General features: G+C 65.9%; 12 protein-coding genes. 4 read left to right on the forward strand and 8 right to left on the reverse strand.

What is annotated here, in order from left to right; translation table 11 throughout:
- Positions 1-11: 11 nt before the first annotated feature.
- From U5782_RS35395 to U5782_RS35405, 3 genes are all read right to left on the reverse strand, one after another.
- Entirely contained in the window at positions 12-2,579 is a 2,568-nt protein-coding gene (locus tag U5782_RS35395; RefSeq protein WP_415914462.1) for a penicillin-binding protein 1A, read from the reverse strand.
- 117 nt (positions 2,580-2,696) lie between these two features.
- Positions 2,697-2,993: a hypothetical protein gene (locus tag U5782_RS35400; RefSeq protein WP_322048502.1), complete on the reverse strand. Its 297-nt coding sequence runs from the start codon at positions 2,991-2,993 to the stop codon at positions 2,697-2,699.
- Between the two features lie 106 nt (positions 2,994-3,099).
- Positions 3,100-3,714: a flavin reductase family protein gene (locus tag U5782_RS35405; protein WP_322048503.1), complete on the reverse strand. Its 615-nt coding sequence runs from the start codon at positions 3,712-3,714 to the stop codon at positions 3,100-3,102.
- Between the two features lie 333 nt (positions 3,715-4,047).
- Between U5782_RS35405 and U5782_RS35410 the strand changes: the two genes are divergently transcribed.
- Positions 4,048-4,941 carry a peptidyl-prolyl cis-trans isomerase gene (locus U5782_RS35410; RefSeq protein ID WP_322048504.1) on the forward strand — a complete coding sequence of 298 codons (894 nt, stop codon included), beginning with the start codon at positions 4,048-4,050 and terminating at the stop codon, positions 4,939-4,941.
- 45 nt (positions 4,942-4,986) lie between these two features.
- Here the strand turns inward: U5782_RS35410 and U5782_RS35415 are convergent, their stop codons facing one another.
- Together U5782_RS35415 and U5782_RS35420 are read right to left on the reverse strand one after the other, a co-directional pair.
- Complete coding sequence (locus U5782_RS35415; RefSeq protein ID WP_322048505.1) at positions 4,987-6,999, reverse strand: Cache 3/Cache 2 fusion domain-containing protein; 2,013 nt, start codon at positions 6,997-6,999, stop codon at positions 4,987-4,989.
- Positions 7,000-7,319: 320 nt separating this feature from the next.
- On the reverse strand, positions 7,320-9,851 hold the full coding sequence (locus U5782_RS35420; RefSeq protein ID WP_322048506.1) for a heavy metal translocating P-type ATPase: 2,532 nt from the start codon (positions 9,849-9,851) through the stop codon (positions 7,320-7,322).
- A gap of 334 nt (positions 9,852-10,185) precedes the next feature.
- Here U5782_RS35420 and U5782_RS35425 point away from each other — a divergent pair, with 334 nt between their 5' ends.
- Together U5782_RS35425 and U5782_RS35430 are read left to right on the forward strand one after the other, a co-directional pair.
- Positions 10,186-11,619, forward strand: a complete 1,434-nt coding sequence (locus tag U5782_RS35425) for a DUF1254 domain-containing protein (protein WP_322048507.1) — start codon at positions 10,186-10,188, stop codon at positions 11,617-11,619.
- 282 nt (positions 11,620-11,901) lie between these two features.
- On the forward strand, positions 11,902-15,693 hold the full coding sequence (locus U5782_RS35430) for a DUF748 domain-containing protein (protein WP_322048508.1): 3,792 nt from the start codon (positions 11,902-11,904) through the stop codon (positions 15,691-15,693).
- Positions 15,694-15,745: 52 nt separating this feature from the next.
- Here the strand turns inward: U5782_RS35430 and U5782_RS35435 are convergent, their stop codons facing one another.
- Complete coding sequence (locus U5782_RS35435; protein ID WP_322048509.1) at positions 15,746-17,227, reverse strand: amidase; 1,482 nt, start codon at positions 17,225-17,227, stop codon at positions 15,746-15,748.
- Between the two features lie 285 nt (positions 17,228-17,512).
- Between U5782_RS35435 and U5782_RS35440 the strand changes: the two genes are divergently transcribed.
- Positions 17,513-18,115, forward strand: a complete 603-nt coding sequence (locus tag U5782_RS35440) for a response regulator transcription factor (protein WP_322048510.1) — start codon at positions 17,513-17,515, stop codon at positions 18,113-18,115.
- 508 nt (positions 18,116-18,623) lie between these two features.
- Here the strand turns inward: U5782_RS35440 and U5782_RS35445 are convergent.
- Positions 18,624-18,935, reverse strand: coding sequence for a hypothetical protein (locus U5782_RS35445; protein WP_322048511.1), 312 nt, complete (start codon positions 18,933-18,935; stop codon positions 18,624-18,626).
- Positions 18,936-19,270: 335 nt separating this feature from the next.
- Complete coding sequence (locus tag U5782_RS35450; RefSeq protein WP_322048512.1) at positions 19,271-20,941, reverse strand: acyl-CoA synthetase; 1,671 nt, start codon at positions 20,939-20,941, stop codon at positions 19,271-19,273.
- Positions 20,942-21,003 lie beyond the last annotated feature (62 nt).

Genomic DNA, 21,003 nt, shown 5'->3' on the forward strand with positions numbered 1-21,003 from the left:
CGCGCGCCGCGTCAGTTGCCCTGCGGCGGCGTGTATTGCGCCGGTGCGCCGCCGCTCGAATCGGCGTCGTCGGGCGTGGGTGTCGGCGCAAGAGACGGCTCCTGCGACGGATAGGGCGGCTGCTGGTACGAAGGCTGCGAAGACTGTTGGGGCGCGCTCTGCTGCGAGGCGCCCGACGGCCCGAGGATCGGCGGCACGTTCTGCGCGGGCGGCGTGACGCCATTGAGGATCGCCGACGCCGCAGCCGCTTCCGAGGCAGCCGCGGCCGAAGCCGCAGTCGACGACGACCCCGCCTGCACGCCGCTCGACGGCGGCACTTCAGCAGGCTCAGGCGCGCTCGGGCGCTTGATCGGCGTAGCGGGACGCGGCGTCTCGGTCGGCTTCGACGTGAACAGCGAATCCATCCAGGTCTTCAGGCGGTCGCGGAACTGCTCGAACGCCCCGGGCGCGACTTCGGTATCGAAACGCGCGCGCGGATCGACGATGCGCGAGCGCAGCGCGCGCTGGAAGAAGTCGCCGACGATCGGCAACGCACTACGCGCGCCCTGCCCCCAGTAATCGCTATTGAGTGTCACACGGCCATCGTCGAAGCCCACCCACGCGCCTGCCACCAGCTGCGGGTCCATGAGGATGAACCAGCCGTCCGCGTTGTCCTGGGTCGTGCCGGTCTTGCCCGCCACATCGGCGCGAATGCCGAAGCGCGTGCGGATGCTCGAACCCGTGCCGCGATTCACGACGTCGCGCATCGTATCGAGCAAGGTGCGATCCGCGTCAGCCGACAGCGCCCGCTCCGGCGACGCGCTGCCGAACTCCGCGAGCACTTCGCCCTTGCTGTCTTCGATGCGCGTGACCATGCGCGGCTCCAGATAGACGCCGTCGTTCGCAATGGTGCTGTACGCCGAGACCATTTCCTTGAGCGTCACCGGGCTCGTGCCGAGCGCCAGCGAGGGCACCGCGTTGAGCTGGCTGTCGCGCACGCCCATCGCGCGCGCGAGGCGCGCGACCTTGTCCGGGCCCACGCTCTGCATGACCTGCGCCGTGATGCGGTTGCGCGAGAACGCAAGCGCGTCGCGCAGCGTCATCGGCTTGTTGCTGGGCGGCACGTCATCGTTAGGACGCCAGATTTCCCCGCCTTCGAGCGGCATTTCCACTGCCTGATCGATGACCGTATCGGACGGTTTCGCACCGCCCGCGAACGCCGCGCCATAGACAAAGGCCTTGAACGTCGACCCCGGCTGACGACGCGCCTGTTGCACGTGATCGAAGGGCTCGTCCTGGAAGTCGCGGCTGCCCACCCACGCCTTGATCTGCCCGTCGCGCGGGTCGATCGCAAGGAAGCCCGCCTGCACATCGGTCTTGGCCTTGCAGAGCGAACGCATGAAATTGCGATCCGAAGCGAGCTTCTTGAGCGCATCGGCGTCGCTCTCCCCCGCGTCATGCGCCGCCTTGAAATCGGGCGTCTCGCGCATGAAAGCCTTGAACACGTCGTTGTCCGCCGAGCAGCCGTTACGCCCGCTCCACGCGCCGTTCGCAATGCCCTGCAACTGATTGGCGTGCTGCTTGAGCGAGGCCGTGGCCATCGCCTGCAAACGCGAATCGATCGTCGTGCGAACGACCAGACCATCCGAATAGATGTTGTAGTCGTTGCGGTCGGCCCACGCGATCAGCCACTTGCGCAACTGCTGCGCGAAATGCGGCGCCGGGCCAGGCGGCTCGGTCTGACGCTCGAAGTCCAGACGCAGCGGCTTCTTCGAAAGCGTTGCATACTGCGCGGGCGTGAGCTTGCCGTACTTCACCATCTGCGAGAGCACGGTGTTGCGGCGCGCGAGCGCGCGCTCGGGATTGATCACCGGGTTGTAATAGGCGTTGCCCTTGAGCATGCCCGTGAGCGTGGCGGCCTGCAGCACGGTCAGTTGATCCGCCGACACGCCGAAGTAAGTACGCGCCGCCATCTCGATGCCGAACGCGTTGTACAGGAACGGCACCGTGTTCAGATAGGTTTCGAGGATCTGCGGCTTGCTGTAGACCGCCTCGATCTTGAAGGCGGTGATCGCCTCCTTGATCTTGCGCGTGAGCGTGGGCGCGCGGCCGATCTCATCGGGATAGAGATTGCGCGCGAGCTGCTGCGTGATGGTCGAGCCGCCCTGGCGGTCGCCCGAGAACGTGTGCAGCGCCGCACCCGCCGTGCGCTTGAAGTCGATGCCGTGATGCTCGTAGAAACGGTGATCCTCGGTCGAGATCAGCGCATCGACCATATGCGGCGAGATCTGCGCGAGCGGCACCCATTCGCGGTTCGACGGCTTGAATTCGGCCAGCAGCTTGCCGTCCGCCGAGAGAATCTGCGCCGGTTGATCGACGCGCGCCTTGCGGATGTCGCCAATGCCCGGCGTAAACGGAATCAGCACCAGCACGTAGAGCACGAGCGCCGCGGGCAGCGCCGCTGCGGCGATCAGCACGCCGCGCCGGGTGGGATGACGCAGATGATGGAGGCCTTGCGCGAGCCGCGGCCGTGCGAGCGCACAGGCGCACGACAGCAGGGGCTTCAGGCGGGAGGACCACTTCGCGGCTTGGGCGCGGATAAACGACACGGAACGCTTCACGCGGGCAACTGGATGGCTGGCAAAGCGTGCATCGTACCAAAACTGCGCGGCACGCCTTTCAGGCGGCCGACGCGGCCGGGCAATCCGCTACCGAAGCTACAGGATCAGCGAAAGCGCGATCGACACCCAGACGGCCGCCGCGCCTGCGACGAACGCGCGGCGCGCGAGCAGGAAGCGGCGCTCGTCGCCGGGCGGCGCGGGCGAGGTGGCCAGCCACGGCACGCTGCCGAGGCACGCGAACCCCGCCAGCGCCAGCACCACGATCACGCGGTCGCCGGCGCGCCACGGCGACGGCTCGTGCAGGCCCCAATAGCCGAGAAAGATCATGCCGATCGAAAACATCGTCGAGGCCGCCGAACTGAGCGCCACGACCGAGCCGGTCGGTGATTGCATGGACTGCCTCCCCCGCGCGACGCGCGATGTGGGGCCATTATCGGCGCGTGCGGCGCGAGGGGCAACGAGCTTGCACAGGCGCGGACACGGGCGCGCGGGGACGCGTTCAGGCGGAGGGGCGCACCATCTGGAACATCTCGCCGATCTGCGCGTAATCGGCGCGATAACCGGCGCGCATGATGGGCTGCGCCGCGTGGGTATCGAAGAGACCGTCTTTCAGATACTCCTCGCGGATATGCACGCCCACCACCTGGCCAAGCGCGAGCCAGTTGTCCATCGGCGAGCCGTCGAGCGCATTCAGGCGCACGATCTGAAGCAGCTTGCATTCGAGCGCGGCGGGTGCCTCGGCCACATGCGGGACCGCGACGTTGCGGCCCGGCGCGGCCGTGAGGCCCGCGAGCGCGAATTCGTCGACCTCGGCGGCAACGGGCGCCGAGCTACGGTTCATCTGCTCGGCAAGCGGACGCGAAGCGAGATTCCAGACGAATTCGCCGGTCGCCTCGATGTTGCTGATGCTGTCCTTGCGGCCTTCGCTGCAAAAGCCGATCACGGCGGGGAACGTGGCGAAGGCGCCGAAGAAGCTGTATGGCGCGAGATTGAGCACGCCTTCCTGCGAGCGGCTGGAGATCCAGCCGATCAGGCGCGGCGCGACGATGGCCTTGAACGGATCGTGGCGCAGGCCGTGGCCGGCGGCGGGGTCGTAGAAGTAGGTGTCGGACATGGTGAGCGATGCGGGATTAGCGCGGTTTCAATGCGGCTCACACTATGACATGGGGTGGGGAAATGTGCTGGGAGGGTTGTTTATGCGAATTGGAGTGCCAGGTTATCCACAGTTTTTGTTGAGAGCCTTGTGGAAAACCTGTCCGCATCCTTGCCAAGTGACTGATCCGAATGAAAAATTTTGTGGCGAGCGGGAAGCGGGCCGTCCTCGCCGCATATCGCTCGGTTCCTGAAGTCCGCGCCTCCTCTCTCCTCCATTTCGCAGTCGTCTCCCCCGGCGGGCGATAATGCCGGGCGCGGGCCGCTGGCCCTTCCACCCTTGGAGTGAAACAAGATGTTCCGCATGTCCCAACTGTTGCGCACGCTGTGTGCCTCTGCCGCGCTCGCCTCGGCGCTTCCCGCGTTCGCGCAGCCGATCCCCGTGCAGCCCGGCGCGGCGCAATCCGGCACGGCGCAAAACCTGCCCGCCGGTGCGATGGCCGTGGTCAACGGCGTGCAGATTCCGCAGTCGGCACTCGACAGCGCGGTTCAGACCGTGTTGAGCCGCAACAGCGACGCCAGCGATACGCCGCAACTGCGCAAGGCGCTCAAGGAGCAGTTGATCGTGCGCGAAGTGCTGCGCCAGCAAGCCGTGAGCGCGCATTACGACCAGCGCCCCGAAGTGCTTCAGGCGCCTGACGCCAGCAAGAGCGACACCGAAATCCGCGCGTGGATGCAGGACAACGTGCATGTGCCCGCACCGACCGAGCGTGAGATCCGCGCGCGCTATGACACCACGAACGCGGAACTGGGCAAGTTCGAGTTCAAGCCGCAGGTGATCGTGCTCGCCGATCAGAACATGGCGAAAGACCTGATCGCGAAGGCCAAGGCGGGCCAGCCGTTCGACGCGCTCGCGCGCGACTACAGCATGGTGCCGTCGAAGGCGAATGGCGGTGAAATGCCGTGGGTGAGCTTCAGGACGCCGGTGAAGGAAGGGGAGACGCACGGCGTGCCGGTGGATTTCGCACGCGCGCTCGCGCAACTCAAGGTGGGCGATGTGGCGCCGCAACCGGTGCACTCGGGCCAGGCCTGGGTCGTCGTGAAGCTTCAGGACAAGCGCGCGATGAAGGTGCAGAAGTTCAGCGACGTGAAGGAAGAAATTCGCCGCGAACTGACGGCCGAGGCGATGGACGCGGGCGCGGCGACGCTGGTGAAGTCGCTGGTGCAGAGCGCGACGATCATCCAGTAAGGGCGTAGCGGGTGCTCACGGCACCCGCCCTGACTCGGGGCTGAGTCAGCCGCCGCGCAGCTTGAACACGCTCACGAGCTGCGCGAGCGTGGCGGCCTGCTCCGATAGCGCCGCGGCGGCGCGCTCGGCGTCGCCCACGAGTATCGCGTTCTGTTGCGTGGCCTCGCCGATCTGCGAGACGGCGATGTTGACCTGCTCGATGCCGCCCGACTGCTCGCGCGACGCCACGCTGATTTCGGCGATGATCGCGCGCACTTCCTCCACACGCGTGACGATGTCGCGCATCGTCGTGCTCGCTTCGCCCGCAATCCGGTAGCCCGTATCCACCGTCGCCGACGATTCGGCAATCAGCGCTGCAATTTCGCGCGCCGCTGCCGCGCTACGCTGCGCCAGCGCGCGGACTTCGCTCGCCACCACGGCGAAGCCCTTGCCGTGCTCGCCCGCGCGCGCCGCTTCCACGGCCGCGTTGAGCGCGAGGATGTTGGTCTGGAACGCGATGCCGTCGATCACGCTCGTGATGTCAGTGATTTTCTGCGAGGCGCGGCTGATGTCCTGCATCGTCTCGACCACGCGCTCGACTGCGCGGCCGCCGTCGAGCGCCGCATCGGCCGCGCCCGTCACCACGGCGTTGGCGCGCTGTGCGTGATCGGCGTTCTGCTGCACCGTCGAGGTGATTTCTTCCATGCTTGCCGCGGTTTCTTCGAGGCTGCTCGCCTGGCTCGCGATGCGCTCGGCGATCTCGCCACTGCTTTCGGCGATGCGCGCCGTGTCGTCGCTCATCTGCGCGCTCGCGCCGCGCACCTGCGAGACGATTTGCGCGAGGCCCACGCCGATGCCGTCGATTGCCCGGGTGAGGCGGCCGATTTCATCGGCGCTGGCGGTTTGCGTCGCGTTCGACGCATTGGGGTCGTGCATCGCGTGCGGGTGCTGCGACGCGCCGATGCGCACCGTCAGGTCGCCCGCCGCGAGTTGCCCCGCAGCGTGTGCGGCAGCGTCGAGCGGTTGGCTCACCATGCGCCGCGCCGCGTAGATCGCGAGCGCCGCGAACAGCACGACGAGCGCGAAGCCGATCGCCGCGAAGCGGTTACGCGTGGCGTTCACTTCCGCCATGATTTCGTCGCGCGGCACCACGCCGCCCACGAGCCATTGCCACTGCGGCACGCTCACGAAGGAGACGAGTTTGGCGTGCGCGTCGCGCTCGTTGAGCGTGGCGTCGGCGCTGCTGTAGTCGAAGGTGCCCTCGCGCGCGTCGAGCATGCGCGAATACGGTGCGTTGGCGTCGTCGTAATGCTTGCCGGCGGCGGCCGGATGCACGATGAACGTCCCGCGCGCCGCGCCACTCGACGCATCCATCACGAAGTAATAGCCGGTGTCGCCGAGCTTGAGTTTCGCGATCTCGTTCTTGATCGACTCGATCTGCTTGTCCACATCCACGCCCACGAAGAGCGCGCCGATCACTTTGCCGCTGGCATCGGCAATCGGCTTGTACTCGGTGATGTATTCCTTGCCGAAGAGCTGCGCAAGGCCCGAATAGCTTTGGCCCGCGGAAATGAGCGGGTAGGCCGGGCCCTTGCGGTCGAGCAGCGTGCCGATCGCGCGCGAGCCGTCCTGCTTCTTGAGCGAGGTGGTGACGCGCACGAAGTCGTCGCCGCTGCGTGCGAACACGGTCGCGATCGCGCCGCTGCGTGCGAGGAACTGGTCGGGAATCGTGAAGTCGAGGTTCAGCACGTGATCGCCCACCTTGAACGTGGGCGTGGCCGTGCCGCCGATATCGACGCTTTGCGATGGATCGAGCGCGAAGTCGCCGGGCAGGAAGCTCGCGAAGAGCGTCATCGAGCGATCGACTTCGGCGTCGAGCGCGCTGTCGATCAACGCGATCGTCGAGGCGACCGAGCGGTCCTTTTCGGCGATGCGCGCGCGCACCTGTTCGCCGACCTGGTTGGCGGCGCTGCTGGTGAGCGCCAAAGTAAATGCGATGAAGATCGCCGCGACAATCACGCAGGAAAGTAGCGCGAGGCGCACGCCGACACTGGTGCGTCGCTGGACGAATGAAATCATTGAAGCGGTTCCTGAAAAACGATGCTGGGAACTGGCGCTTTCGAAGCGCTGGCATACGGATTACGGCCTGCTTCAGCGTTCCTTGAGGGGCGATGTGGAAAAAGCGCGAACGTTTGCGTCCGGATCGACGGATGTGTCTTTGTGGGGCGCGAACGCGAGACGCCGGAGCGTAAGGATTTACGCTGGATTTAGATGCAAAGCGTTATAGCCAAAGAAATATTTCGCACGCTGAAATATTATTTTGTTGTGCGTGCAATGAGTGCGATGACTCGCAGGAGGAAGGTGCGGCGTCAGTGACGCCGCGCCTTGCGAATCAGACCTTAGCGGCGCTCGCGCCAGGTGCGCAGAAGCAGCGCGTTGGTCACGACGCTCACGCTTGAAAACGCCATCGCGGCGCCCGCGATCATCGGGTTGAGCAGACCGAAGGCGGCGAGCGGAATGCCGATCAGGTTATAGACGAACGCCCAGAACAGGTTCTGCTGGATCTTGCGCCACGTGCGCCGCGAGATGTCGATGGCGGCGGCCACGAGCGCGGGATCGCCGCGCATGAGCGTGATGCCCGCGGCGTGCATGGCGACATCGGTGCCGGTGGCCATCGCGATGCCGATGTCGGCGGCGGCGAGCGCGGGCGCATCGTTGATGCCGTCGCCGGCCATCGCGACGATGGCGCCCGTGCGGATCTTCAGGTCGCGCACGGTGCGGGCCTTGTCGTCGGGCAGGACCTGGGCGTGCACTTCGTCGATGCCGAGTTGCGTCGCCACGGACTGCGCGCTGCCCGCGTTGTCGCCGGTCACGAGCACGCTGCGGATACCCATTGCCTTGAGTCGCGCGATCGCGTCGCGCGCCGTGGGCTTCACCGTGTCGCCAAAGGCGAGCAGCGCGAGCACGGCATTTTCGTGCGTATCCGGCTGTGTTTCCATCAGCCACGACACAGTGTTGCCTTGCGCTTCGAGCGCCTTGGCGCGCTCGGCGAGCGCGGGCGGCACCGCGAGTTTGAGTTCCGCGAGCCAGCGCGCGCTGCCGATAGCGAGGCGGCGGCCATCGACATCGGCTTCCACGCCGCGCCCGGGCACTGCGCGGGCTTCTGAGGCGGCACGCAGTGGCTTGGCTGGCGCCTGTGCGGCAAACGCATTCACCACTGCCTTGGCGAGCGGATGATCGCTGTGCTGCTGGACGGCGGCGGCGAGCGCGAGTGCATCGGCGCGCGCGATGCCGTCAGCCGCCTCGAACGCCGCGAGCGAAGGTTGGCCGAGCGTGAGCGTGCCGGTCTTGTCGAAGGCCACGACGCCGACGTCATGCGCGGTTTCGAGTGCTTCGGCGTCCTTGATGAGTACGCCGTGGCGCGCCGCCACGCCCGTGCCCGCCATGATCGCGGCGGGCGTGGCGAGACCGAGCGCGCACGGGCAGGCGATCACCAGCACGGCCACGGCGTTGAGGATCGCGGTTTCGGCGCTTGCCCCGGCGAGCAGCCAGCCGCCCAGCGTGAGCGCCGCGATCACGAGGATCGCCGGGACGAACACGGCGCTCACGCGATCGACGAGACGCTGGATTGGCGCTTTCTCCGCTTGAGCGTTTTCGACGAGGCGGATGATGCGCGCGAGCGTCGTTTCTGCGCCGATGGCGGTCGTGCGCACGGCCAGCAGGCCTTCGCCGTTGATCGAGCCGGCGGTGACGGCGTCGTCGGGCGCCTTCGGCACCGGCAGGCTCTCGCCCGTGATGAGCGATTCGTCGATATGGCTGCGGCCTTCGAGCACGACGCCATCGGTCGGCAGCCGCTCGCCGGGACGTACCACGACCACGGCGCCGACGCGCACTTGCGCGAGCGGCACCTCGCGTTCCGCGCCATGCTCGCGAATGCGCGCGCGCTCGGGGCGCAGCGCGTTGAGGGCGCGGATGGCGTCGGTGGTCTGACGCTTCGCGCGCGCCTCGAGCCACTTGCCGAAGCGCACCAACGTGATGACGACGGCCGACGCTTCGAAATACAGATGCGCGGTTTCGCCGGGATGCGCGAGCATCGCATAGACGCTCACGCCCCAGGCCGCCGAGGTGCCGAGCGCGACCAGCAGGTCCATATTCCCCGAGAACGCGCGCACGGCCTTCCACGCGGCGCGGTAAAAGCGCGCGCCGAAGCCGAACTGCACGATGGACGCGAGCACCAGCTGCGCGGTGGCGGGCAGCATCCATTGCAGGCCCAGCCAGTGGCCGAACATCGGCACGACGAGCGGCGCGGTCAGCACGGCTGCGATCAGCACGGCGCGCAGTTCACGGCGCGCGGCGGTTTCGGCCAGGGCGGCGCGCGAGGGTGCGGCTTCGGCGTTGGGTGCGGCTTCGGCTTCGGCGGCGGACGGGTTCTTTTCGATCGGCGTGGCTTCGTAACCGGCCTTCTGCACGGCGGCGACGAGGCGTTCGCGCATGGCGTCGTCGAGCGGTGCGTCGAGGCGCACCGAGGCCTCCTCGGTCGCCAGGTTCACGCTCGCGCTTTGCACGCCCGGCACCCGCGCGAGGACTTTTTCGACGCGATTCGAACAGGCGGAGCAGGTCATGCCGCCGATGGCGAAGCTGGCGGTTTCGGTGGTCTCGGGCGCGGGCTCGGGTTGGGCGATGGGCGTGGCCTCATAGCCCGCTTTCTCGACGGCGGCGACGAGTTGCTGGGTGAGGGCGACGCTGCTTTGGGCATCCATCGTGGTGTCGACGGTGGCTTTTTCGGTAGCGAGATTCACGCTCACGCGCGTGACGCCCGGCACTTTCGCCAGCGCCTTTTCCACACGCATCGCGCACGACGCGCAAGTCATGCCGCGGATTTCGAGCTCGGCCACCTGGCCCGCGCGCTCGGCAACGAGGGGTTCGTTCATGATGATGAAGCGCTTACGCGATCTGATTCGACTTGATGCAGTATCTACGTTCCCATGATGGGAAGGTCAAGGGGTGCGCGACAATAGTAATTGGGGTTTGATTGCGACGAACAGGCTCGCTGGCGGGCACGGCAAGCCCATCATGCTCGCCCCCGTAACGCAGAATTCCGCCCAGCAGACTTTTCTTGGGCGGGCGCGGACGATACGATACGATCCGGCGGCATTGGCACCCGCAGCGCGCACTGGACCAACGGCCCTTGGGGGGGCCGCAGCGCTGTGCTGGAGGCCGGTCGACGTCAATTCAAGGACCGCCCGCTTCGTACACAACCAACAAATGACAACAAAACGTCGCACTATTCCTTTTTTTCGCGCCTGTGCCGCTTTGGCGGGCGTAGCGCTTATCGCTGGATGCGCGTCCGCGCCTGAGGGCGCTGCGCCGAAGAGCAACGGCTGGGTCAAGGACGAGGTGTCCGACTCCTACGTGTTCGGCTATCCGCTCGTCTTGATGGATGTTTCGCGCGAAGCCGCCACCGGCAGCGCGCCCGGCCAGGCCGCGTCGAATACGCTGCGCCATGCGCAGTCGCTGCCGCCCGTCGGGGCTTCGAGTCCGCCCGAACCCAATCTCGATACGCTCGTGTCGTCCGGCTGGCTCGACCTGAGCCGCGAACCCGTGCTGATTTCGTTGCCCGACACGCACGGCCGCTATATGGATGCCCGCGCGCTCGACATGTGGACCAACGTGCTCTGGTCGACGGCGTCGCAAGCCAATGAGCGTGTGAGCGGTCTGAAGGCGCAAACGATTGCGTTCGTGCCGGCGGGCTGGAAGGGTACATTGCCCGCGCGCGTGAAGCGCGTTGACGTGAGCACGCGCTATGCATGGTTCATCGCCCGTATCCAGACGCGCGGCGGCGCCGATCTCGCAGCGGTGCGCCGTCTGCAACACGGCCTGCGCGTGACGCCGTTGTCGGCGTGGGATACGCACGGCAAGCGCGCTATGCAGGCGGACGCCCAGGCGGGCGCGGGCCTGAGCGGCGATCCGGTCGCGACGGGCACGCCCGCGGCCCAGCTCGCGGCGCTCGACGCCAATGGCTACTTCAACCGCCTCGCGCTGGCGATGGAAGACAACGCGCCCGTGCCCGACGATCAGCACGCGCTCAAGATCCTCGGCGACCTCGGCGTGCATCCGGGCGACTCCGCGCAATTGCCTTCGGGCAACAAGGACGTGGCGATGGTGAACGCGGGGTTCGCCGACGGCCGCGCGCGCGTCGCCACGCCGCCGTCGAACCTGCTGGCCGGCAACGGCTGGATCTGGATCGGCGACGATGCGGGCAACTACGGCCCCGACTACGCGCTGCGCGCCTACGCAGCGTGGGCATCGCCCGGTTTGCCGACGAGCCGCGACGAAGTGCGCGCACGCGTCGCGCAGGACAGCGATGGTCATGCGCTCAACGGCGCGAACCGCTACGTGATTCACTTCACGGCGAAGCAGGTGCCGCCGGTGCGCGGCTTCTGGTCGATCACGGCGTACACGACGACGGGCGCGCTCGATGGCGACGCACCGGTGCGCATCGCGTTCGGCGATCGTAATGGCGCACACCGCAACCGCGATGGCTCGATCGACGTGCAGGTGAGCGCCGATCGTCCGCGTAACGGCACGAACTGGGTGCCGGCGCCGAAGGGCGATTTCCGTCTCGTGCTGCGTATGTACGCGCCGAAGCCGCAAGCAAGCGACGGCAGCTGGCAGCCGCCCGCCGTCGAGCGTCAGTAAAGTGTCAGGGAGCGGCGTGCGCGCCGCTCCGTTCGCATCAGGCCGCGGCTCTCAGGCCGCCGCCACTTCTCCCGCGCCGCACGCCGCGGCCAACACCTCACCCATCCGCACAGCCGCATCCCCCGGCGTTTTACAGCCGCGCGAGGTGCCATCGGGCCTATACTTCGGGCAGTCGGGCTCATCTGTCTGCCGAATGCGCCGAACGTGCCGCATGTGGCCGACATGGCCCAAGCCGTTCCACCATCCGCGGCAGGCGTTACGCCGCGTCACTGGCCAGCAAGCATGGCAAGTCTCAACAAAACATCGCTGAATACTTCCCTGCAATCGGTGCGCGCCGTCGCGCGTGCGCCGCGTACCCGGCATATCTTCACGGGTATCGTCATCTTCCTCGTGGTGTTCGGCCTGCTCGGTTTCTTCGCCGCGCCGCCGCTCATTCGCCACATTGCCGAGCAGCAGTTGAGCAAGCAGCTCGATCGCCCCGTCACGATCGCGCGCATCGGGCTCAATCCCTATACGCTGCGGCTCGAAGCCGATCGCGTGCATATCGGCGAGCGCGGCGGGCAGGGCGACTTCTTCGATGTCGAACGGCTCGTCGTGAAGCCGTCGTGGTCGTCGATCTTTCGCGCGGCGCCGATCGTCGATGAGGTGAGGCTCGATTCGCCGCGCGTGACGATCGTGCGGCTCGACGCGCAGCGCTTCAACTTTTCCGACCTGATCGACAAATTCTCTAAGCCATCGGAGAAGCCGAGCACCCAGCCCGCGCAGTTTTCGGTATCGAATATTCGCGTCGAAAACGGCCAGATCACCTTCGACGATCGCCTGCTCAACGAAAAGCATGTGATCGACCGCTGGACGCTCGGCATTCCGTTCATCGCCACGCTGGCGTCGAAGACCGACATTTTCGTCGAGCCGTTGCTGCGCGCGCGCATCGATGGCACGAGCACCCTCGCCATCGACGGCAAGACCAAGCCGTTCGCGGCTTCACGCGAGTCCGAAGTCGAGCTGCGTCTGACCGATCTCGACGTGCCGAAGATGCTCACCTATTCGCCGACGAAGCTGCCGGTGACGGTCAAGAGCGGCAAGCTCTCGACCAATCTCAAACTCGATTTCGTGATGTCGGGCGAGAAGCCGACGTTGCGCGTGTCGGGCACCACGGACCTGAACGACATCGACGCGACCGACAACGCCAACGCGCCGCTGTTCGGCGCGCGCAGTCTGCATGTCGCCGCGGCGTCGCTCGAACCGTTCGGCAACGTTTATCGCTTCGATGCGATCCGCCTCGATACGCCCACGGTCTGGGTTGCGCGCGACAAGGCTGGCGTCCTGAGCGTCGAAAAGCTCGCGGGCGCACCGGCGGCAAAGGCCGAGGCCAAGGGCGCGCAGATCGGCGGCGCGAGCGAGGCCGTCGCTGCCGCGCCTGCGTCGGGTGCGAAGGCGCAAGCCGCCGAAAAGGCGCCGCCGCTCGATCTTTCGCTGCGTCAGTTCGCGCTCACGGGCGGCACGGTGCATGTGCATGACGAGGTCGCCTCGAAGGCCGTCGATCAGACCTTCAGCAACGTTGCCGCGACGCTGTCGAATTTCTCGACCACGGCGAAAGCCGCTGCGCCTTATACGCTCGCGCTGAGCGTGCCCGATGGCGGTACGGCGCAGGTCTCGGGCAACTTCGGCATGGCCGCAAAGCACGCCGATGCGAAGATCGCGCTGAACGCGGTGCCGCTGCCGCCGCTGCAGCCGTATGTCGATACCGCGACGGCCGCGCAGATCGTGGACGGCAAGCTCACGCTCGATTCGACCGTGACGGCCGACTGGGCAAAGTCGCCGGCTGCCGTGCAGGTGGGCGCGAGCACGCTCGGCCTCGATGCACTCAAGATCGCCGCGCGCGGCGCGAAGACGCCTGCGGTGGCGCTCGCAAAAGGCACGGTACAACTGAGCCAGGTCGATCTCACAGCGCGCACGGTGCAGATCGCCTCGGTCGATGCGACCGGCCTCGCCCTGAACGTCGAGCGCCTGAAGAACGGCGACATCGACCTCATGAAGCTGGCGGGCAATCACGAGGCTGCGCAGCAGCGCACGGTGGTTCACGCGGCGCAGAAGTCGGTGCAGGAAGGTCCGGCGTGGCACTACAAGATCGACAACGTCAGTGTGAGCGGCGGTTCGATCAACTTCACGGACAGCACGACGCCGCGCCCGGTCAAGCTCGCGATCACGCCGCTCGACCTCAAGATCCAGCAGCTCAGCGACGACATGCGCCACGCGCTGCCCATCGACCTCAAGGCGACCGTCAACCGCAAGGGCACGCTCGCGCTCAACGGCAACGTGAACCCGACGCCGCTCAAGGCGCAACTGAAGATCGACGCGAACCGGCTCGACGCCGCCGCCTTCGAGCCGTATTTCGGTAGTCAGTTGAACGCTGTCATTGCGAGCGCGCTGCTCAATATGAAGGGGCAGCTCGCCGTCGAGCAGGGCAAGGCGCTCAAGGCGAATTATCGTGGCGACGCGGCGCTCGTGGACGTGCGCATGCTCGACAAGGCGACTTCGGACCCGTTCGCGGGCTGGCGCTCGCTCGCGCTGTCGAACCTCAAGGCCACCTATGACGATGCGCGCGGCACCGATGTCGATGCGAGTCGCGTGACCTTCGCGGGCTTCTATGGCCGCGTGCTGCTGGACGCGCAAGGCAAGCTCAACCTCAAGGACGTCGTGGCGCAGCAGAGCGGCGAGGCCCAGTCGCTCACGCGCGACACCAGCGCCGCGCAGCGCGGCGGCCGCGAGCCGGTGCCGCTCACGCCGCAGGCGGCGAGCGCGCCCGAGATGGCGTCGGCGCCGCTGCCTGCATCGCTTGCCGCCGTGCCGAAGACGGTGACCGCCGCGCAGCCGCCATCGAAACCGGTGCATTTGCACTTCGGCCAGCTCGTATTGCAGGGCGGCCGCGTGAACTACACCGACAACTTCATCAAGCCGAACTACACCGCCGACCTCGTGCAGATCCAGGGCACGGTGGGCGCGTTCGGCACGGAGTCGACCACGCCCGCGCCCGTCGATGTATCGGCGAAGCTCGACGCGAACGGGCCGATCTCGATCAAGGGCTCGGTGAATCCGCTGATCGCGAAGCCGTCGCTCGACCTCACGGCGAGCGCGCACGACATCGAGCTCACCAATCTCACGCCGTATTCGACCAAGTACGCGGGCTATCCGATCACGAAGGGCAAGCTCAACGTCGACCTGCACTATCAGCTTGCCGACGACCAGCTCACGGCGAACAACCATATCTTCATCGATCAGCTCACCTTCGGCGATCACGTCGACAACGACACGGCGACCAAGCTGCCCGTGCGTCTCGCGATCTCGCTGCTCAAGAACCGGCGCGGCGAGATCGACGTGAACATTCCGGTGTCGGGTTCGCTGTCGAATCCCGAGTTCAGTCTGGGCGGCCTGATCTGGAAGGCGGTGCTCAACCTGGTCGCGAAGGCCGTGACCGCGCCGTTCACGTTGCTCGCCAATGCGTTTGGCGGCGGCGGGCAGGAGCTGGGCTATGTGGAATTCGCGGCGGGTTCGGCGAAGCTGACCGATGCCGACGACAAGAAGCTCGACACCATCGCCAAGGCGCTCGACGACAAGCCTTCCATCAAGATCGACCTGATCGGCCGCGTCGATCCGGCCGTGGATACGCCCGCGCTGCGCGAGCAGTACGTCGATCGACTGGTGCGCCAGCAGAAGGTCAAGGACACCGTGGGCAACGGCGAGAGCGTGGATACCTCGCAGGTGCAGGTCGATCAGAAGGAATACGAAAAGTATCTGACCAAGGCCTACAAGGCGGGGGACTTCAAGAAGCCGCACAACATGATCGGCCTCACGAAGTCGCTGCCCGTGGACGACATGAAGCAGGCGCTTGCCGAGCATGCACCCGTGGACGATGCCTCGCTGCGCGATCTCGCGCAGCAGCGCGCACAGGCTGTGCAGCAGTACTTCGAGGGCAAGGTGGACCCGAGCCGCGTGTTCGTGGTGGCGCCCAAGCTCGATGCGAAGGGTATCGACGACAAGGGCGCGACGACGCGGGTCGACTTCGGCCTGAAGTGAGCGAATGCGACGCGAGGCGCGCAGGTTGGCGCGCCTCGTTGTCGATGCAGGCTTAAGCCGTGAGCAGCGACGGCGCGCGCCGCTTCACCCACTGCGTCGCCTGATCGTAGGCATGCGCGAATTGCAGCACGGACAGATCGGCTTGCGGCTTGCCGATCACCTGCAAGCCCATCGGCAGCCCCTGCGCATTGAAGCCCGCCGGCACGCTGATCACCGGCAGACCCGCGAGGCTTGCGCCGATCACGACTTCCATCCAGCGGTGATAGGTGTCCATTTCGCGGCCCGCGATCGATTTGGGCCAATGCTCGCTTGCGGCGAACGGGAACAGCTGGGCGCTCGGCAGGACAAGATAGTCGTGGTGTTCGAACAGCGCGAGCAGCGCGTTGTACCACTGGCTGCGCGCGACCGATGCATTCCACACATCCTCGCCTGACAGCTTCAGGCCGCCTTCCACTTCCCATTGCGCTTCGGGCTTGAGCAGCGCGCGCTTCGCGGGGTCGCGATAGAGCGCGCCCAGCGTGCCCGCCACGGAGAAGTGGCGCAGCGTGCGCCAGCATGCCCAGAGCTTGTCCATCGGATAGTCGGGGCGCGTGGCCTCGACCTTGCAGCCGATCGATTCGAAATCCTTGAGCGCGGTTTCGCACAGCGCGAGCACGCCTTCTTCCATCGGCAGATAGCCGCCGTAGTCGCCCAGCCAGCCGATGCGCGCACCGCTGAAATCGCGCGCGAGCGGCTGCGTGAATTGCGCGGGGTCGTCGGTCAGCGAGAGCGGGGCGCGCGCGTCGTAACCCGCCTGGGTGGCGAGCAGCATGGCGAGGTCGGGGACGCTGCGGCCCATCGGCCCTGCATAGCCGAGCTGGTTGTAGTAGAGATCGACGGCGGGCACCGACGGCACACGCCCCTGCGAAGGCCGCAAGCCGAACACGTTGTTCCAGCCCGCCGGATTGCGAAGTGAGCCCATCATGTCGCTGCCGTCGGCCACGGGCAGCATGCGCAGCGCGAGCGCCACCGCCGTGCCGCCGCTGCTTCCGCCTGCGCTGCGGGTGGCGTCGTAGGCGTTCAGCGTCGTGCCGAACACCGTGTTGTAGGTGTGCGAGCCGAGGCCAAACTCCGGCGAGTTGGTCTTGCCGATAAAGATCGCGCCCTGCGCGCGCATGCGCGCGGCCATGAGGGCGTCGGCTTTGGGCACTTCATCGCGGAAGATCGGCGAGCCTTGCGTCGAGGCGATGCCCGCCGTGGCGGTGAGGTCCTTCGGCGCTTGTGGAATGCCGTGCAGCCAGCCCAGATACTCGCCGCGTGCGAGTTGCGCGTCGCGTTCGTCGGCTTCCTTGAGCAGCACCGCGCGCTCGCGCAGCGACACGATGGCGTTGGCCGGCGTGTTGACGCGCGCGATGTGATCGAGGAACGCGGTCATGACTTCGCGGCACGAGACCTTGCGCAGCCGGATCCATTGCGACAGTTCGAGGGCGTCGACGGTGACGATGTCGCTGAGCGTGGAGAGGGGTGAAGCGGAAGCGGGCGATGCCTGATTCATGCGTGACTCTCGTGAACGGATGGTTGCGATGGAACAGGAGGGACTTTATTGTCGCGCGTCAAACCCGCAAGCGAAAGCAAACGGCTGGTTGTCGCGTGAATCAACGGTTGCCACTTCGGACCCTTTGCGGGGGATGCTAGATATCGGCGCACCGGGTTAACCCCGCAATTCGGCCGATGTCGTTTCAGATTTTTCCTATGCAAAAAGGGGAGTGTGTCGTTCAGGCTGTAGTTTTCGCGCCGAAAGGCGCTCCGAATTCACGCCCCCAAAAACATGGAACAAAAAATGAAGCGCATCGTGGTTATCGACGATCACCCGATCGTCCTCAAGATGCTCGCCAACGTCCTGCATACCGAATACGAACTGGTGGGCGAATGCGGTGATGGTGAAGAGGGGCTGCGCCTCGTCAGCATATTGGAGCCGGACCTCGTCATCCTCGATCTCGAATTGCCGAAGCTCGATGGCCTGTCGGTCATTCGCGGCATTCGCGCCAAGCTGGCCAATACGCGCGTGCTGGTGCTCTCCGCCAAACCCGAGCAGGTGATGGCGAATCACACGCGCATCGCGGGCGCGAATGGTTATGTGAGCAAGAGCCGCGGGGTGGAAGAGTTGTGCGGCGTGGTGAAGGCAGTGTTGCTGGGGTATGACTGCTTTCCGGCGGGCAGTTGCGGCGGTGGTCGCGATGTGGCGCTCAACGGACTTTCGCCGCGTGAGGTCGAGGTGCTGCAATATCTCGCGCGCGGGATGAGCAACAAGGGTGTGGCGGCGCGCCTGGGCCTGTCCGACAAGACCGTGAGCACGTACAAGACACGCGTGCTCGACAAGCTGGGGGTTTCGTCGCTGGCGGCGCTGATCGAATTCGCCACCCTGAACAAGCTCATCGACTGATTCGCGGCAAAGGTGGCAACGGCCGCTCGCCCAGCACGGGGCGAGCGGCCGTTTCGCTTCTGGCGTTCGCGCGGGGCGCGCAGTCGTTTGCCAGGCGCAAAAAAAAGGCCCCAACCAGTGCTGGTCGGGGCAATGAGAATACACCGTGCGCTCCGGGGAACGAAACGCCCGACAACGTTACCGTCCGCGCGCGCGCGAGGCAACGCGCCCGCATTACCCTGCATTACTGTCGGCATGCTTTCTGGAGCCGTCCGTCGTGTACTGTTGACCATCGATAGAGCGCCGGAGGCCCTTGTTTACGGCGAATCGCTATGCACTTTGATTTGGATGCCAAACCAGTTCAATGGGTGTGGATCTATCTGCCGGCATGAATCAGTAAGCAACTGAAATGCGGTGTCGATCGTTTGTTTGCATACGCACGCACTCAGACAGCCGAAATGCGCCGAGGCCGGTCCTCCCTTGCGGGAGAGACCGGCCTCGGCGGCGTCACGCTAGATCGTTGAACCGATCAATAGCGCGGCGGGGGCGGACGGTGGTCGTCGCGGTAGTGCGGGGGACCCGGATCGTGCGGATGATGGTGCATCCACTCGTCATGTTCCCAGTAGCGGTGGCCGTCCCAGTAGCGGTTGTCATGCCAGCCAATCGAAACCTGGACGCCGACCGGCATCATGTGCGGTTGGCCGTATTGCGGCGCCGAGTCGGCGCGCAGTGCGAACGGCGCAGACTGGGCGAAGGCGCTCGAGGCACCCATCAGCGCGCCGCCTGCCAGCAGCGCGGCTGCGAGAGCGCGTGCGGGGGTCTTCCAGCTCTTCGTGTTCATGTTCTTACCTCCTCTCGGGTTCGTCGTCCGCTTCTTGCAGTGCTTGGCGCCCTGCGTTGCGTTCGACCTTGAACCAAAGCTTATCGGGCCGACGCCGGTGAAAACGTGACGACTTGTAAGCTTTCGTTTCGAGGCGACTTTCACACGAATCCCGCCATTTAACAGTTGGGCCTTGATGCAAAAAGGATTACGGCAGGTTTCTGAACCTTGCCGCAAGTTTTCAAAGGGTCGGGTTGTCAAGAGGCGTTACATTCGGCGCCCGACCTGCCCGCAAGCGTGCAGATCGTTGCGCTCTCAACATTTCATAAACATTACGATTATCGTTCAGTAACCATTCACTTGCCGGGTTTGCCTGCGTCCGGTGCCTTGCCGAGGTCGATGGCGGCCTGCGAGCCGACCTGAGCGCGCAGCTCGTATTTCTGGATCTTGCCGGTCGCGGTGCGCGGCAGCTCGCCGAACTTCACCACGCGCGGCACCTTGAAGCGGGCGAGCAGACGTTGGCAATGCGCGATGATCTCCTCCTCCGTCACGCTTTCGCCGGGACGGAGTTCGACGAACGCGCAAGGCACTTCGCCCCATTTCGGATCGGGCATCGCGACCACGGCCGCGAGCGCGACAGCCGGATGCCGATACAACGTGTCCTCGACCTCGATGCTCGAAATGTTCTCGCCGCCCGAGATGATGATGTCCTTGCTGCGATCGGTGATGCGAACGTAGCCGTCGGGCGTCATGACGCCAAGATCGCCGGTATGGAACCAGCCGCCGCGGAACGCGTCGTCGGTGGCGCGCTCGTTCTTCAGATAACCCTTCATGCAGATGTTGCCGCGGAACATGATTTCGCCGAGCGTTTCGCCGTCGTTGGGCACGGGTTCCATCGTCGTCGGGTTGCGCACGCTGATGCCGCTCTGCAGGTGATAGCGCACGCCCTGGCGCGCGGCGAGGCGTGCCTGCTCTTCGTCGGGCAGCGTCTTCCAGCTCTCCTGCACGGCGCACACCGAGGCCGGACCATATACCTCGGTGAGCCCGTAGACGTGCGTGAGTTCGATGCCGATCGTCTTCATCTTCGCGATCACGGCCGGTGGAGGCGGCGCGCCCGCGACCATCGTGCGCACCGTGTGCGTGATGCCTTGGCGGTAGTCGGCCGGTGCATCCGCGAGCGCGCCTTGCACGATAGGCGCGCCGCAATAGTGCGTGACGCCTTCGCTGCGGATCAGATCGAATACGAGCTTCGCGTCGAACTTGCGCAGACACACGTTCACGCCCGCGCGTGCGGCCACGGTCCACGCGAAACACCAACCGTTGCAGTGAAAGAGCGGCAACGTCCAGAGATAAACCGCATGCTTGGGCAGATCCCATTCGAGGATATTGCTCACCGCGTTCAGATACGCGCCGCGATGGTGATAGACCACGCCCTTCGGATCGCCGGTCGTGCCCGAGGTGTAGTTGAGCGCAATGGCGTCCCATTCGTTCTCGGGCGGCTGCCAGGCGTACTCGGGGTCGCCTTGTTCGAGGAAGGCTTCGTAGTCGGTTGCACGCGGGAAATGCTCGGCATCGGCGGGCGCGACATCGGCGACGCTGATGATCTTCAGCTCGGGAAATTCCAGTGCCGCGCGCTGCGCGAGCGCGGCATATTCCGTATCGACGATCAGTACCTTCGCTTCGCCATGACGCAGCATGAAGAGCATGGTGGACACATCGAGCCGCGTGTTGAGCGTATTGAGCACGGCGCCGAGCATCGGTACGCCGAAGTGCGCTTCCACCATCGCCGGAATGTTGGGCAGCAGCACCGCGACGGTGTCGCCGCGCCCGATGCCCGCACGTTCGAGCGCGCTGGCAAGGCGTCGCGTGCGCGCGTAAGTCTCGCGCCAGTTGCGGCGCACTTCTCCGTGGACCATGGCGAGGCGATCGCCATAGACTTCGGCCGCGCGCGCGATGAAGTCGATGGGCGTGAGCGGAACGTAGTTGGCTTCGCGTTGCGCGAGTCCTTGTTCGAACGGGTGCGACATGGTGCTGTCTCCTGTCTGGCGCATGGGGCGCATGTCACGTCATGGCATGGCATGGCATGGCA

This window comes from Paraburkholderia sp. J67 (assembly GCF_905220265.1).
Classification (GTDB): Bacteria; Pseudomonadota; Gammaproteobacteria; order Burkholderiales; family Burkholderiaceae; genus Paraburkholderia.